Origin of the sequence: Mesorhizobium sp. B2-1-3A, from assembly GCF_006442655.1 — a bacterium.
Lineage (GTDB): Bacteria > Pseudomonadota > Alphaproteobacteria > Rhizobiales > Rhizobiaceae > Mesorhizobium.
Genome location: NZ_VFWK01000001.1, coordinates 173119 through 187876, shown reverse-complemented (window position 1 = coordinate 187876; position 14758 = coordinate 173119). Strand labels below are relative to the sequence as shown.

Annotated in this window: 17 protein-coding genes; 13 read left to right on the top strand and 4 right to left on the bottom strand. The window is 62.4% G+C overall.

Features of this window, described 5'->3' with window-relative positions:
• Positions 1–227 precede the first annotated feature (227 nt).
• From FJ977_RS01035 to FJ977_RS01020, 4 genes are read left to right on the top strand one after another with little or no spacing between them, the layout of a single operon-like run.
• A complete protein-coding gene (locus FJ977_RS01035) occupies positions 228–962 on the top strand; it encodes a glycosyltransferase family 2 protein (protein ID WP_140767851.1) in 735 nt (244 codons plus the stop codon).
• Positions 955–1287, top strand: a complete 333-nt coding sequence (locus FJ977_RS01030) for a lipid-A-disaccharide synthase N-terminal domain-containing protein (RefSeq protein ID WP_056562293.1) — start codon at positions 955–957, stop codon at positions 1285–1287. The genes FJ977_RS01035 and FJ977_RS01030 overlap by 8 nt, the downstream gene beginning before the upstream one ends.
• Positions 1288–1327: 40 nt before the next feature.
• The gene (locus FJ977_RS01025; protein ID WP_181179466.1) at positions 1328–2977 is read left to right on the top strand and encodes a glycosyltransferase family 39 protein; all 1650 of its coding nucleotides are present in this window, start codon (positions 1328–1330) and stop codon (positions 2975–2977) included.
• Positions 2978–3002: 25 nt separating this feature from the next.
• Positions 3003–3824, top strand: coding sequence for a phosphatase PAP2 family protein (locus tag FJ977_RS01020; protein ID WP_140767850.1), 822 nt, complete (start codon positions 3003–3005; stop codon positions 3822–3824).
• Between the two features lie 18 nt (positions 3825–3842).
• Here the strand turns inward: FJ977_RS01020 and FJ977_RS01015 are convergent, their stop codons facing one another.
• Both FJ977_RS01015 and FJ977_RS01010 read right to left on the bottom strand, forming a co-directional pair.
• Positions 3843–4493, bottom strand: coding sequence for an FMN-binding negative transcriptional regulator (locus FJ977_RS01015; protein WP_140767849.1), 651 nt, complete (start codon positions 4491–4493; stop codon positions 3843–3845).
• A gap of 21 nt (positions 4494–4514) precedes the next feature.
• Entirely contained in the window at positions 4515–5189 is a 675-nt protein-coding gene (locus tag FJ977_RS01010) for an alpha/beta hydrolase (RefSeq protein ID WP_027042409.1), read from the bottom strand.
• A 238-nt stretch (positions 5190–5427) separates the two neighbouring features.
• Between FJ977_RS01010 and FJ977_RS01005 the strand changes: the two genes are divergently transcribed.
• From FJ977_RS01005 to sufA, 8 genes are all read left to right on the top strand, one after another.
• Entirely contained in the window at positions 5428–6606 is a 1179-nt protein-coding gene (locus tag FJ977_RS01005; RefSeq protein WP_140767848.1) for a cysteine desulfurase family protein, read from the top strand.
• A 183-nt stretch (positions 6607–6789) separates the two neighbouring features.
• Positions 6790–8307 (top strand): Fe-S cluster assembly protein SufB, encoded by a 1518-nt coding sequence (sufB, locus tag FJ977_RS01000; RefSeq protein WP_140767847.1) that lies wholly within the window; start codon positions 6790–6792, stop codon positions 8305–8307.
• Between the two features lie 32 nt (positions 8308–8339).
• Positions 8340–8585: a hypothetical protein gene (locus tag FJ977_RS00995; protein ID WP_140767846.1), complete on the top strand. Its 246-nt coding sequence runs from the start codon at positions 8340–8342 to the stop codon at positions 8583–8585.
• Positions 8578–9333: a Fe-S cluster assembly ATPase SufC gene (sufC, locus tag FJ977_RS00990; RefSeq protein WP_015318168.1), complete on the top strand. Its 756-nt coding sequence runs from the start codon at positions 8578–8580 to the stop codon at positions 9331–9333. The genes FJ977_RS00995 and sufC overlap by 8 nt, the downstream gene beginning before the upstream one ends.
• Before the next feature lie 25 nt (positions 9334–9358).
• Entirely contained in the window at positions 9359–10627 is a 1269-nt protein-coding gene (sufD, locus tag FJ977_RS00985; protein WP_140767845.1) for a Fe-S cluster assembly protein SufD, read from the top strand.
• 4 nt (positions 10628–10631) lie between these two features.
• On the top strand, positions 10632–11876 hold the full coding sequence (locus FJ977_RS00980; RefSeq protein WP_140767844.1) for a cysteine desulfurase: 1245 nt from the start codon (positions 10632–10634) through the stop codon (positions 11874–11876).
• Positions 11877–11884: 8 nt separating this feature from the next.
• Entirely contained in the window at positions 11885–12277 is a 393-nt protein-coding gene (locus FJ977_RS00975) for an SUF system Fe-S cluster assembly protein (RefSeq protein ID WP_080680448.1), read from the top strand.
• A 184-nt stretch (positions 12278–12461) separates the two neighbouring features.
• A complete protein-coding gene (sufA, locus tag FJ977_RS00970) occupies positions 12462–12842 on the top strand; it encodes a Fe-S cluster assembly scaffold SufA (protein WP_140767843.1) in 381 nt (126 codons plus the stop codon).
• A 34-nt stretch (positions 12843–12876) separates the two neighbouring features.
• Here sufA and FJ977_RS00965 read toward each other — a convergent pair whose 3' ends face one another.
• Positions 12877–13374 carry a GFA family protein gene (locus FJ977_RS00965; RefSeq protein ID WP_140767842.1) on the bottom strand — a complete coding sequence of 166 codons (498 nt, stop codon included), beginning with the start codon at positions 13372–13374 and terminating at the stop codon, positions 12877–12879.
• A gap of 90 nt (positions 13375–13464) precedes the next feature.
• Here FJ977_RS00965 and FJ977_RS00960 point away from each other — a divergent pair, with 90 nt between their 5' ends.
• Positions 13465–13788 (top strand): TfoX/Sxy family protein, encoded by a 324-nt coding sequence (locus tag FJ977_RS00960; RefSeq protein ID WP_140767841.1) that lies wholly within the window; start codon positions 13465–13467, stop codon positions 13786–13788.
• 10 nt (positions 13789–13798) lie between these two features.
• Here FJ977_RS00960 and FJ977_RS00955 read toward each other — a convergent pair whose 3' ends face one another.
• Positions 13799–14716: a pseudouridine-5'-phosphate glycosidase gene (locus FJ977_RS00955; protein WP_140767840.1), complete on the bottom strand. Its 918-nt coding sequence runs from the start codon at positions 14714–14716 to the stop codon at positions 13799–13801.
• Positions 14717–14758 lie beyond the last annotated feature (42 nt).

Below are 14758 nucleotides of genomic sequence, written 5' to 3'. Positions count from 1 at the left end.
TGGAATCCGGTTTTGCGTCCGATCGCCTGCGCGCGAAGGACCACAAGATATCCTGATGATCACCGGTTGTTGAAACGGCGCAACGGACCGCCCGGCACCAATGCTTGCTTCATCGTTTCGGCTGGCGTAATGAGGCGCCGCGCCAAAGGTTCTTGCAGCCCACGACCTCGAGCGGCACCGCACGGCATCCAGGAATGCCATATCCGACGACAGAGCCCCGACGCGACATGCCGGACGCATTGATATCCATCGTCATTCCTTGCAGGAACGAGGCGGCAAACCTGCCGCTGCTGATCGACGAGATCGAGACGGCGATGGCCGGGCGCGACTTCGAACTGATCATCGTCAATGACGGCTCGACCGACGAGACGGCTGCCGTCCTGACCGAGCAGGCGACACTTCGCTCCTTTCCTGTGCGGGAATTGCGGCACCAGAAATCCGCTGGCCAGAGCCTCTCGGTGCGTTCGGGCGCCTGGGCGGCGCGCGGCAGCATCATTGCCACGATCGACGGTGACGGCCAGAACGATCCGCAATACATCCCCGTGCTGGTGGACGCCTTGCGGCAGGCCGGCCCTGATTTCGGCGCCGCCCAGGGGCAGCGCCTCAAGCGCCGCGACAGCAAGGTCAAGCAACTGGCGTCGCGCTTCGCCAACTGGCTCAGAAACGCCATCCTGCATGATGAGACGCGCGATACCGGCTGCGGCCTCAAGGCCGTCCATACCGATATCCTGCGCAAGCTGCCCTTCTTCGACGGCACTCATCGCTTCGTCCCGGCCCTGGTCATCCAGGAGGGCTATCGCGTCGTGCATTGCGACGTCGTCGACCGCTCGCGCCGGCACGGCAAGTCGAACTACGGCATTTTCGACCGCGGCCTGCAGGGCGCGCTCGATCTCGGCGGTGTCTGGTGGCTGCGCCGCAGGCGCCGCAGAATGCCCAAAGTAGAGGAAATCAAGCGTGTTTAACGTGCTTCAGGAACTGGCGACGTGGCTTCACCAGGTTTTCATCAAGCAATTCGATGCGTGGGTCCTGCTCGGCTTCATCGCCCAGTTCTTCTTCACCATGCGCTTCGTCGTGCAGTGGCTCGCCTCCGAAAAGGCCAAGCGCAGCGTGGTCCCGGTGGCCTTCTGGTTCTTCTCCCTGTTCGGCGGCGGCCTGCTTCTGATCTATGCCATCCAACGCCAGGATCCGGTGTTCATCGCCGGTCAGGCCATGGGTATGTTCATCTACATCAGGAATCTCTGGTTGATCGCCAATGAGCGCAAGGCGGCGATGACCAAGGTCGATTGAGCGGCCTGTCACATCAAGAAATGACCAGAGAGGCTCGAGCATGGCGTTGAACAGGAACTACATCTTTCTCTTCCTGTTCAGTCTGGTGATGACGGTTTCGGGGTTGGCATCCTTGCCGCCGATCGACCGGGACGAGTCGCGCTTCGTCCAGGCCACCAAGCAGATGGCGGAGAGCGGCGACTATGTCGACATCCGCTTCCAGGACGCCTCGCGCTACCAGAAGCCGATCGGTATCTATTGGCTGCAATCTGCCGCCGTGACCTTGAGCGGTAAGGGGGCCGAAGCGCCGATCTGGGTCTACCGCACGATCTCCGCGCTTGGCATTGCCATTGCGGTGCTGGCGATCGCCTGGACAGGGACCAATCTTTTCGGCGCCAATGCCGGCCTCGCCGCCGGCCTGGTGATGGCGGCGATCTTCGCCACGGCCTTCGAGGGCCGCGACGCCAAGACCGATGCGATGCTGCTCGCCTGCTGCGTGGCGGCGCAAGGCGCACTGGGGCAGATCTACCTGGCAGCGCGCCGCAACGAACCTGTCGCCGGCCATCTCTGGTGGATATTCTGGATCGCGCAAGGGGCAGCGATCCTCATAAAGGGGCCGATTGCGCCGCTGCTGTCGGCGCTGACAATCGCCGCGCTGTTTGCCTTCGAGCGTGACGGGCGCTGGCTGTCGAAACTCAAGGTCGGGCGCGGCCTGCTGCTCGTCGTGCTGATCACATTGCCCTGGCTCGCCGCGATCACCTGGAAAAGCCATGGTGCTTTCCTGCAGCAGGCTGTCGGCAAGGACATGCTTGGCAAGGTCGCGTCGGGCGAGGAATCGCATGGCCTGCCGCCCGGCTTCTACATGCTGACCTATTCGCTGTTCATGTGGCCTTTCGGCCTTATCGCCGTCGGCGCCGGCCTCCAGGCCCTCAACCGTCTGCGCGACGATGTCAGGCTGCGCTTCTGCCTCGCCTGGTACATCCCTTTCTGGCTCGTATTCGAGCTCATTCCGACGAAGCTGCCGCACTATGTTCTGCCGGCCTATCCCGGCATGGCGCTGCTGATCGGCTGGCTGCTGACCCTGCAGCCGCAGGATGCCAACGCACCGCTCAGGCGCTGGCAACAATGGCTGTGGTGGGCGACTGCATTCGGTCTGGTCGTGGTCAGCCTTGGTCTGGCGGCGGTCTGTATCGGAGCGCCGATCTACCTCACCCACACATTTTCCTGGTGGAGCATTCCGGCCGCCGCCGCCGCGCTCGGCACTGGCTACCTGGGTTTTTCGCGGCAGTTGCAGGTGCCGCTGCCCCGTATCGGAGCCACCGCCGCCGGCGCCGGCATCACCTATGCCTTGCTGTTCGGTGTCATCGCCCCATCCCTGACGCCGATCTGGCTGAGCCCGGCGATCAAGCAAGCGGTGCTTGCCAACAAGGCTTGCGACACGACGGTGCTGGCCTCGGCGCGCTATCAGGAACCGAGCCTGGTATTCCTGGTCGGCACCAAGACGGTGCTGACCGATATCGGCGGGGTGGCGGAGCATCTGCTTGCCGATCCGGCCTGCGCGTTGGCGCTGGCGCCGATCGAGGATGAGCAGAAACTGAATGGCATGCTGTCGGTGCGAGGCAAATCGGTGAACCGTGTCGCCGAAGTCGACGGCATCAACTATTCGTCGGGAGACAAATTGTCGCTCGGCCTTTATCGTATCGCGCAATGACTTCGGCGATGAGGTCGACTTCCCAATGCTCGTGAAATCGCGTCCACCCGTTTCTGGCAGGCTCCTGGGGACAGGGCGCCGGTCGGTCGACAATTTTCTCGACACGATGCGGATCGTGAGAGGGCGCTTTGCCGCCCGTCCCGCCAGGTACCCGAATATAGTATGGTCGGTCTGGGGCCTGGGCTGGGTTCTGCTGACCGCTGCGGCGTTTGTGCGTCTCGACACCCCGGCGGGGATGCTTCGAGATCAATGGTCGCCGGGATTCGTCCGTTTGGCCGACTTTTTCACGCAGTTCGGCCTAGGCGGCTGGTATCTCATTCCGCCCGCGCTGTTGCTCGTCGCGGCCAATCTGATCGATTGGCGAAGTCTCTCGAGACGATCATTGATGCTCGCCTACAACTGGACTTGCCTGGCTTTCCTGGTGCTGAGCGCCGTCGGCCTGTCCGGTCTGACGGTCAATGTCCTGAAATACGCGATCGGCCGGGCCCGCCCGCTCTACTTCCAGGATTTTGGTGTGCTGGCCCTGCATCCCTTTGCTTTCGATGCACGCTTCGCCGGCTTTCCGTCCGGCCATGCCACGACGATGGGCGCTGTGTTCGGCGTTCTTCTGCTCTTGTTTCCGCGACGCTGGTATATCGCGCTGGCGGTGACGGCCTGCATCGCCTCGACCCGGGTCTTTGTTGGTGCCCACTACCCGAGCGACACGGTCGCCGGCTTTGGCCTTGGCTGCGCCTTCGCGCTCGCCTGCGGGGTGGTGTTTGCGCGTCTCGGCTTCATCTTCCGGCCGATGCAGTCGGGATTGCCGGTCCGCAAAGCATCGTTCCGGCTGATTGCCCCTGAAAGATAGGTCGCCGGGCGGATTGGTCTAATTGCTGTCCAGTCCACCGTAGGATCTCACCAAGCGAGCCATGTCGGACGAATTGGCGGTTTCGCTTTCGAGCCCTTGCGCGACGCCCGCGCGATCGGCGACCGGACGGTTCTGGCTGACCTTCCACTTGCCGTGGATCTCGCTGATTTCGATCTCCAGTCCAATGATGCCCTTGATCTGCGACTGGATGAAGGGCGGCGGTGCATCGGTCACCGCCCAGGGCGCCTCGCGCGCACCTTCCTGGGAGGCGGTCAGGTCGGCGATCTGCCGCGCGAGCCATTCCTGGTCGTCGATCACCTTGGCGGTGCCGCGCACTTGCACGATGGCATAGTTCCAGGTTGGCACCACCTTGCCGGTCTCGCGCTTGGTCTCGTACCAGGAGGGCGTCACATAAGCGTCGGTGCCCTGGAAGACGATCAGCAAGGGCGATGCCGGATTGTCGGCAATGAGGCGCCATTGCGGGTTGGCCTTGGCCAGGTGAGCCCGCAGCCTGCCGTTCGGCGCCGCTTCGGCGTCGAGCAGGAAGGGAATGGCGTTGGCGACCGGGCCGTCAGGCCCGTTCGAGATCAACATGCCGAGCGGATGCGCCCTGATCAGTCCATGCAGGACATCGGGGCGCGTTTCCTGGAAATGGGGAGGCTCGTACATTGGCGCTGGCGCCTTCCCTGTTTATCTCAGCCGCTTCGGCCGCGGATCGGACAACTCGCCCGCCAGCCGGCGATCGAGATAGTCGGCGCATTCCTCGATCAGCAGGTCGGCGTCGTTGGCGAAAAAGTGGTTGGCGCCGGGCAACGTCTTCTGCGTGATGGTGATGCCCTTCTGCGTGTGCAGCTTGTCGACCAGGCCTTGCACGTCCTTCGGCGGCGCCACCTTGTCGGCATCGCCATGGATGATCAGGCCCGATGACGGGCAGGGCGCCAGGAACGAGAAATCATACGTGTTGGGCTGCGGCGCGATCGAGATGAAGCCTTCGATCTCCGGCCGGCGCATCAAAAGCTGCATGCCGATCCACGAGCCGAAGGAATAACCGGCGACCCAGCAGCTCTTGGAATCCGGGTGCAGCGACTGGACCCAGTCGAGTGCGGCCGCCGCATCCGACAATTCGCCGGTGCCGTGGTCGAACTCGCCCTGGCTGCGGCCGATGCCGCGGAAATTGAAGCGCAGCGTGGTGAAATCACGCTTCTGGAACATGTAGAAGAGGTCGTAAACGATCTTGTTGTTCATCGTGCCGCCGAATTGCGGGTGCGGATGCAAGACGATGGCGATCGGCGCGCTCTTTTCCTTGGAGGGCTGGTAGCGTCCCTCCAGGCGACCGGCCGGACCGGTGAAAATGACCTCAGGCATGAAATACTCCACTTGGTATACGAATGCGCGGCGCCCGGAACGTGTCTTCCTCTGGCCTTGACGCAGGGCGAGCGTCTTCTTAGAAGCTAGTTTAGAACTATTCAAAACTGAGTGGCCAGACGTCGAGCCCGGCCACCCGCGCCGCAAGCCGCGTAAATAGGACGGCTCGCCTTGGAATTTCAAGGAAATAACGCCATACGACGACCGAATGGCTTCTGACGGGATCAACTGGACGAAAATGGCCGCAAAACGTGCCTATCTCGACTACAATGCCAGTGCGCCGCTGCTTGCAGCGGCGCGCGAGGCTATGGTCGCGGCGCTTGACGTGGCGGCCAACCCGTCGTCGGTCCATGCCGAGGGCCGCGCCGCGCGGCGCCTGATCGAGACGGCAAGGCGCGAGGTCGCGGCACTGGTGAATGCCAGGCCCGAACATGTCGTGTTCACCTCCGGTGCGACCGAAGCCGCCTCGACGCTGCTCTCCCCCGATTGGCAGATGGGGCGCGGCAGCGTGCGCATGAGCCGGCTCTACGTCTGCGAGGCCGATCATCCCTGTCTGTTGAATGGCGGCCGCTTTCCGGCCGTGCAAGTCACGCGCATCGGCGTCGATGCCGACGGCATTGCCGATCTTGCAGCCCTGGCGGCGGCGCTTGCAGGTCATGACAAGGCCGATGGCCTGCCGCTGGTGGCGATCCATGCAGCCAACAACGAGACCGGCGTTATCCAGCCGATCGATCGTATCGCCGAAATCGTCAAGGCCGCCGGCGGTATTCTTGTCGTCGATGCGGTTCAGGCCGCGGGCCGCGTTTCGATCGATATGTCAGCGGGTTACGCCGATTATCTGATTCTGTCTTCGCACAAGATCGGCGGCCCCAAGGGCGTCGGCGCCATCGTCGCTGCAGCCGACCTGATGATGCCGAAGCCCCTGATTAACGGCGGCGGCCAGGAAAAGGGTTATCGCGGCGGCACGGAAAACCTCGCCGCCACATCAGGCTTTGGCGCCGCCGCACGCGAAGCGCTGGCCGGACTGCCGGCGATCGATGCGGTGCGCGAGCGTCGCGACGAGATCGAGGCAATCGTGAAAATGCTGGTCCCGGACGCGGAAATCTTTGGAACCGGCGCGCCAAGGCTTGCCAACACGACATTCTTCGCTATTGCGGGCGTCAAGGCTGAAACCGCGCAGATCGCCTTTGATCTCGCCGGTGTTGCGCTGTCGGCCGGCTCCGCTTGTTCGTCGGGCAAGGTCGGGCCGAGCCACGTGCTGAAGGCTATGGGCTACGGCGACAGTCTCGGCGCCTTGCGTGTGTCGATTGGCCCGGCGACGGGTGCCGAGGACATAGAACTGTTCCGTAGCGCGCTGGCGGGTATTGCCGCACGGCAAGCCGCCAGGGAAAAGGCGGATAGAGAAGAAGCCGCTTGAGCGGTTGGACGATTTTGGGCCTTCGGCCTGGTAGAGCCGTGCGTTTCATGCTGGCCGGGTGAATTTCCGGTCGAGGCGCACTATATGGAACTTACGCTGCCGCGGATGCCTCGTGCGTTCATTTGGCGGTGCCATAGTTTGAAAACTGTCGGGCCTTGACCCCGGCGTGGATGGAGAACGCATATGCCTGCTGTGCAGGACACGATCGATCGGGTCCGAAAGATCGACGTCGACCAATACAAATACGGATTCCAGACGGAAATCGCAGTCGATAAGGCCCCCAAGGGCCTGAGCGAAGACATCATCCGTTTCATTTCGGCCAAGAAGGACGAGCCGTCCTGGATGCTGGAATGGCGCCTGGAAGCCTATCGGCGCTGGCTGACGCTGGAGGAGCCGACCTGGGCGCGCGTCCACTATCCGAAGATCGATTTCCAGGACATCTACTATTACGCGGCGCCCAAGAGCACGCCCGGCCCGTCGTCGCTCAGCGACGTCGATCCCGAACTCTTGAAGGTCTATGAAAAGCTCGGCATTCCGCTGCGCGAGCAGGAGATCCTTGCCGGCGTTCAGAAGACGGATGCCTCCGATCTCGAGGAGCCTAGCGACAATGTCTACAAATCGGGCCGTGTCGCTGTCGACGCGGTGTTCGATTCCGTCTCCGTCGTCACCACCTTCAAGAAGGAACTGGCGCAGGCCGGCGTGATCTTCTGCTCGATCTCGGAAGCCATCCGCGAGCATCCGGAACTGGTCCAGAAATATCTCGGCTCGGTCGTGCCGACCTCCGACAATTTCTACGCCACGCTGAACTCGGCTGTCTTCACCGACGGTTCCTTCGTCTTCGTGCCCAAGGGCGTGCGCTGCCCGATGGAACTGTCGACCTATTTCCGCATGAACGAGAAGAACACCGGCCAGTTCGAGCGCACGCTGATCATCGCCGAGGAGGGGGCTTACGTCTCCTATCTCGAGGGCTGCACGGCGCCGCAGCGCGACGAGAACCAGCTGCATGCCGCGGTCGTCGAACTGGTGGCGCTCGACGATGCCGAGATCAAATATTCGACGGTGCAGAACTGGTACCCCGGCGACGCCGAGGGCAAGGGCGGCATCTATAATTTCGTCACCAAGCGCGGCGATTGCCGTGGCGACCGTTCGAAGATCTCCTGGACGCAGGTCGAGACCGGTTCGGCGATCACCTGGAAGTACCCGAGCTGCATCCTGCGCGGCGACGATTCCTCCGGCGAGTTCTATTCGATCGCCGTGTCGAACGGCTACCAGCAGGTCGACAGCGGCACCAAGATGATCCATCTCGGCAAGAACACGTCGAGCCGCATCATCTCCAAGGGCATCGCCGCCGGCTTCTCGCAGAACACCTATCGTGGCCAGGTTTCCGCGCACCGCAAGGCGATCAACGCCCGCAACTTCACCAATTGCGATAGCCTGCTGATCGGCGACCAGTGCGGCGCGCACACCGTGCCCTACATGGAAGCCAAGAACTCGACGGCGCAGTTCGAGCACGAGGCGACGACGTCCAAGATTTCCGAGGACCAGAAGTTCTACGTCATGCAGCGCGGCATTCCCGAGGAGGAAGCCATCGCGCTGATCGTCAACGGCTTCGTCAAGGACGTCATCCAGCAGTTGCCGATGGAGTTCGCCGTCGAGGCGCAGAAGCTGATCGGCATCTCGCTGGAAGGCTCGGTGGGTTGATTAGGAAATTCTTCCAGCTGATCGAGAGCTTGATGGTCGTCGTGCTGATGCTCTTGTTGACGCTGGCTATTGGAGGTGCCGTGGTGGCTCTGATAGGCGCGATGTTTAGCTTGAGTTCGGTGAAGAATATTGGTGGTTCGATTGCAACCCTAGGTGCGGTTGGTTTTTTTGGCTGGATGTTAGTTACGGGCAAACTAGCACGCTTCTTTCCAAGGGGATCCCGTCAAGGGCAGAGCGTCGAGAACATCAAGAACACGAAAGTAGAAAAGAATGCTTGAGATCAAGAACCTGCACGCCCGCATCGTCGATGACGGCACCGAAATCATCCGCGGCCTGAACCTGACGGTGAAAGCCGGCGAGGTCGCCGCGATCATGGGCCCGAACGGCTCGGGCAAATCGACATTGTCCTACATCCTCGCCGGCCGCGAGGATTATGAGGTGACCGAAGGCGACATCCTGTACAATGGCCAGTCGATCCTCGAAATGGATCCGGCCGAGCGCGCGACGTCGGGCATCTTCCTCGCTTTCCAGTATCCGATGGAGATACCGGGCGTGGCGACCATGGAATTCCTGAAAGTGGCCATGAACGAGCAGCGCAAGGCGCGCGGCGAGGAGCCGCTGAAGATCCCGGAATTCCTGAAGCGCGTGAAGGAAGCCGCCGCCTCGCTCAGCATGGACATGGCCATGCTGAAGCGGCCGCTCAATGTCGGCTTCTCCGGCGGTGAGAAGAAACGCGCCGAGATCCTGCAGATGAAGCTGCTGGAGCCAAAACTCTGCGTGCTCGACGAAACCGATTCTGGCCTCGATATCGATGCGCTGAAGATCGTCTCCGACGGCGTGAACGCGCTGCGCGCGCCGGACCGGGCTTTTCTGGTCATCACCCACTATCAGCGCCTGCTCGAACACATCGTGCCCGACAGCGTGCACGTGCTTTACAAGGGCCAGGTCATCAAGTCCGGCGACAAGTCGCTGGCGCTCGACCTCGAGGCCAATGGCTATGCCGGCGTGATCGGCGAAGCCGCGTGAGATGCCAGAAGGCAAGGTCAAACTGATGAACATGCACACACAACCGCAGCGGACACCTGCCGAAACCGCGTTGATCGACGCGTTTGGCGACCGGCTGTCGCTGCTGCCGGGCGATGGCGCGGTGATGCTGAAGCGCGACGACGCGATCGAGGCGATCAAGCACGGCCTGCCGACGCGGCGCGTCGAGTCCTGGCACTACACGGATCTGCGCCGGCTGTTGAACGTGGTGCCGGACTTCGACCCGGCCGCCATGGCCAAGGCCGTCGCACCGATCGTCGAAGGCTCCGCCGTTCTGCCGGTCCTGAACGGCAAGTCCGACGCGAAGGTGCCGGTCCTTGAAGGCGTCACCGTGCAGCGCCTGTCGGAAAAACTGATCGACGGCAGCATCGCGCCCGGGCTCGATCCCTATGGCAGCGATGATGCGATCGGCGCGCTGAACACCGCCTTCGTCGCCGATGGCTACTTTGTCGATATCGCCGATGGCACGGAACTCGAAAAGCCGATCGAATTGCAGAATGTGCAGGCCGGCGGCCAGAGTCATGTGCGCTTGGCCGTTCGCGTCGGCGCTGGCGCCAAGACCGTCATTGTCGAGCGTCAGGCGGGAGACGGGGCTGCCCTGGTCAGTTCGGTCAGCCAGCTTGTGCTGGGTGAGGGTGCCGAGGTGACGTGGCTGATCGTCCAGGAACAGCCGGAGACGGCGACTCATCTGGCGCAGTTCAAGGCCCATATCGGCAAGAATGCGAAACTGACCCTGTTCGTGATGAACGCCGGCGGCAAGCTTGTGCGCCAGGAGGTCATGGTCAGGACGACGGGCGAAGGCGCCGATTTCAAGCTGCGCGGCATCAACCTGCTGGCCGGCGATACCCATAGCGACGTGACGATGGTGCTTGACCACGCGGTGCCGCACACGACCTCGACCGAGATCATCCGCAACGTGGTGACCGGCAAGGCGCGCGGCGTCTTCCAGGGCCGTATCAACGTCCACCAATATGCGCAGAAAACCAACGCCAAGATGGCCTGCAACACGCTGCTCCTGTCGGACGATGGCGAGTTCTCGACCAAGCCTGAACTTGAAATCTTCGCCGACGACGTCGTCTGCGGCCATGGCGCGACGGTGACAGAGATCGACCACGACCATTTGTTCTACCTGATGGCGCGCGGCGTCGACGAGAAGTCGGCCCGTGGCCTGCTGGTCAAGGCGTTCGTCGCCGAGGTGATCGAGGAACTGGATGACGAGACAATCGTCGAGGCGCTGGAAGCGCGGCTGGACGATTGGTTTTTGACACACGGGTGAAATGATGAACGCTCCAGGCAAGATCGGAGATTTCTACGACGTCGAGGCGATCCGTCGCGACTTCCCGATCCTGTCGCGGGAAGTCTACGGCAAGAAGCTGGTCTATCTCGACAATGGTGCCTCGGCGCAGAAGCCGCAGGTGGTGCTGGATACGATCCAGCATGCCTATTCGCAGGAATACGCCAACGTCCATCGCGGCCTGCATTTCCTGTCGAATGCCGCGACCGACGCCTATGAAAAGGCGCGTGAGACGGTGCGCCGCTTCCTGAATGCGCCGAGCACCGACAACATCGTCTTCACCTCGAACACGACCTCGGCGATCAACACGGTCGCCTATGGTTATGGCATGCCCAATATCGGTGAGGGCGACGAGATCGTGCTGTCGATCATGGAGCACCACTCCAACATCGTGCCCTGGCATTTCATCCGCGAGCGGCAGGGCGCGAAACTCGTCTGGGTGCCGGTCGACGATCTCGGCGTCTTCCATATCGAGGAATTCGAGAAGCGGCTGACCGACCGCACCAAGCTCGTCGCCATCACCCAGATGTCGAATGCGCTGGGCACGGTGACGCCGATCAAGGAGATCGTGCGCATCGCGCATGCGCGCGGCATTCCCGTACTCGTCGACGGCAGCCAGAGCGCGGTGCACATGCCGATCGACGTGCAGGATCTCGACTGTGACTTCTTCGTCTTCACCGGCCACAAGGTCTACGGACCCTCGGGAATCGGCGTGCTCTACGGCAAGAAGGACATTCTCCAGGCCATGCGCCCCTTCATGGGCGGCGGCGAGATGATCGAGGAGGTGACGGAAGACATCGTCACCTACAACGAGCCGCCGCATCGCTTCGAGGCCGGCACGCCGCCGATCGTCCAGGCGATCGGGCTCGGTGCCGCGCTCGACTACATGGAAAAGATCGGCCGCGAGCGCATCGCCGCCCACGAGGAAGACCTCAAGACCTATGCCCATGAGCGGCTGCGCGCCATCAACTCGCTGCGCATCTTCGGCGATGCGCCCGGCAAGGGCGCGATCATCTCCTTTGAATTGCAGGGCATTCATGCCCATGACGTGTCGATGGTGATAGACAGGCAGGGCGTTGCAGTGCGGGCCGGCACCCATTGCGCCCAGCCGCTGTTGAAACGCTTTGGCGTAACCTCCACATGCAGGGCATCGTTCGGCATGTATAATACCAGGGCCGAAGTCGACGCTTTGGCCGAGGCGCTTGAAAAAGCGCGAAAGTTCTTTGGGTGATGACGACCATGGACGATGTGAGCACAACCGCAGAGACCGCGCCTGAAACGGCTGCAAATGGCATCGTATCGGCCTCGGCCATCCCCGCCGACGAACTGGCGCGGCTGACCGACGATATCGTCTCGGCGCTGAAGACGGTCTATGACCCGGAAATCCCGGCCGACATCTACGAGCTTGGCCTCGTCTACAAGATCGACATCGAGGACGACCGCTCGGTCAAGATCGACATGACGCTGACCGCACCGGGCTGCCCGGTGGCCGGCGAGATGCCTGGCTGGGTGGAAAACGCCGTCGGCGCCGTCGAAGGCGTGTCCGGCGTCGAGGTCAACATGACCTTCGACCCGCCCTGGTCGCCCGACCGCATGTCGGAAGAGGCACAGGTGGCGGTGGGCTGGTACTAAGGCATGCCGCCCAAAAGTGACCTCGGTTTTTGGGCAACGACATGCAAAAAACAAAAACCTAAAGCGCGTCACGCTTTAGGCAAGTCGAGGTTGGTACACTTGCGCCAGTGGTAAAACTTCACCATTTTAGGTGAGGAATCATTCGGCAGGCCTTGAACCTGCATGGAATGGAGAAGGAAAGAGAATGGGACGCTTCGCCGTCATCACGATGACCGAAAAGGCCGCCGAGCGGGTGCGCGAGATCGTCGCGACCCGCGACAATGCGCATGGCATTCGCCTCGGCATCAAGAAGGGCGGCTGCGCCGGCATGGAATACACGGTCGACCTGGTGACCGAACCCAACACCAAGGACGACCATATCGAGCGCGATGGCGCCCATGTCTATGTCGCGCCGGAGGCGGCGCTCTTCCTGTTCGGTACCGAGATGGATTTCGAGCAGACGACGCTGCGCACCGGCTTCACCTTCCACAACCCGAACCAGAGTTCTGCTTGCGGCTGCGGCGAATCCGTCGAACTGAAGCCGGCGGATCTCAAGGCACTGGCAGAGGCGCGCGCCTCGGCCTGATCCTTCCTTCGTCCTGCTTACGGGGCGAAGAACACTACTCCACCCACATACCCGTCCGCTTGTGCCAGTCGGCGATCGATTCTTCCGGATAGACGTCGAACATCTTGTCGCGCTTGCCGATCTCGGGTTCGACCCAGTTCGCCTTGTATTTCAGCATCAGGTGCACCTTTTCAGGCGGTTTCGGCAGGTCGCTGTCGATCGCCGAGGCGAAGGGATGCACCAGTTCCGGCCAGGTCGGATCGTAGAGCCAGAGCGCCGACCCGCATTTGCGGCAGAAATTGCGTTCGCCGGTCGAGACCTCGCAATGGGGATGTTCGTCGTCCTCGATCTCGGCACGGTAGACGCCAAGGCTCCTCTTGCCCCTGATGTTCAGCGTTTCGTAGTCGGCGCCGAGATTGATGGCGAAACCGCCGCCGCCCTGCTGCTTGCGGCAGATCGAGCAGTAGCAAAGCATGAATGGCACCGGCGTGTGGCTTTCCACCTCGAAACGCACGGCGTTGCAGCGGCAGGATCCCTTGAGCAGAAGCGGCATGACAAAAAACTCCGACGGAATGATCTCAACCTGTCAGCATGATCTTGGTTGCGCGATGACAATGTCAAATGCCGGTGACATGATCGCGGCATGGACAATGAACGCATCGCCGAACTGTTCGCCGGCCTCGGCCCGGTCAGCGTCCGCAGGCTGTTCGGCGGCAAGGGCATCTATTTCGACGGCGTCATCGTCGCCATCGTGCTGCGCGGCGAATTGCTGCTGAAGGCCGACGAGCAAAGCGCGCCCGACTTCGAAGCCGAGGGCTGCAAGCAATGGACCTATACCGGCTCGCGCCACGGCAAGCTGGTCGCCATGCCCTATTGGAGCATTCCCGACAGTGCCTTTGACGATCCGGACGAGATGACGGTATGGGCACGCCGCGCCTATGAGGCTGGAAGGCGCGCCGGCAAATAGCCGCGCGAACCTACAGCGCCTTTGCGATCTCGGCCGCCAGCCTCGCATTGTTTTCGACCAGCGCGATGTTGGTCTTCAGGCTGCGGCCGCCGGTGAGCTCCAGGATCTTCGATAGCAGGAACGGCGTCACCGCCTTGCCGGTCACGTGCAGAGCCTCGGCGGCCTTTTGCGCCGCTTCGATGTAGCCCGCCATCTCTTCGGCCGGGATTTCGTGGTCCTGCGGCACCGGGTTGGCGATCAGCATGCCGCCGCCGAGCCCAAGCGCAGCCCGGGTCTGGTAGAAATGCGCGATGTCTTTCGGCTTGTACAAGGTGAGAGGCGCACGGAACGGCGACTGCCGCGACCAGAAGGCGGGCATTGTCTCGCAGCTGTGGCCGATGACAGGCACGCCGCGCGTCTCCAGCACTTCCAGCGTTTTTTCGATGTCGAGGATGGCTTTGGCGCCGGCCGAGACGACGATGACCGGCGTGCGCGCCAGTTCGTCGAGGTCGGCCGAAATATCGAAGCTCTTTTCCGCTCCCTTGTGCACGCCGCCAATGCCGCCGGTGGCGAACACTTTTATCCCGACCATATGGGCGGCGATCATCGTCGCGGCGACCGTGGTGCCCCCGGTGCGCCCTTGCGCGACGGCGAAGCCGAGGTCGGCGCGCGACAGCTTCATGGCGTCGCCGGTCATGGCCAGCGATTCGCGCTCGCCATCGGAAAGGCCGATCTTGATGCGCCCGCCGACCACGGCGATCGTTGCCGGCACGGCACCACCGTCGCTGATGATCTTCTCGACGTTCGCCGCCATGGCGCCATTGTCGGGGTAGGGCATGCCATGGGTGATGATGGTGCTTTCCAGCGCCACCACCGGCCGGCCGGCGGCCAGGGCTTGCGCCACCGGCGCGTGGATATCGATGAAGGGGCGGGCGGTTTCCGGGGTCATCTCAGGTCTCCAATCCGGTGTGCATGCATCCATCAAGGTGCG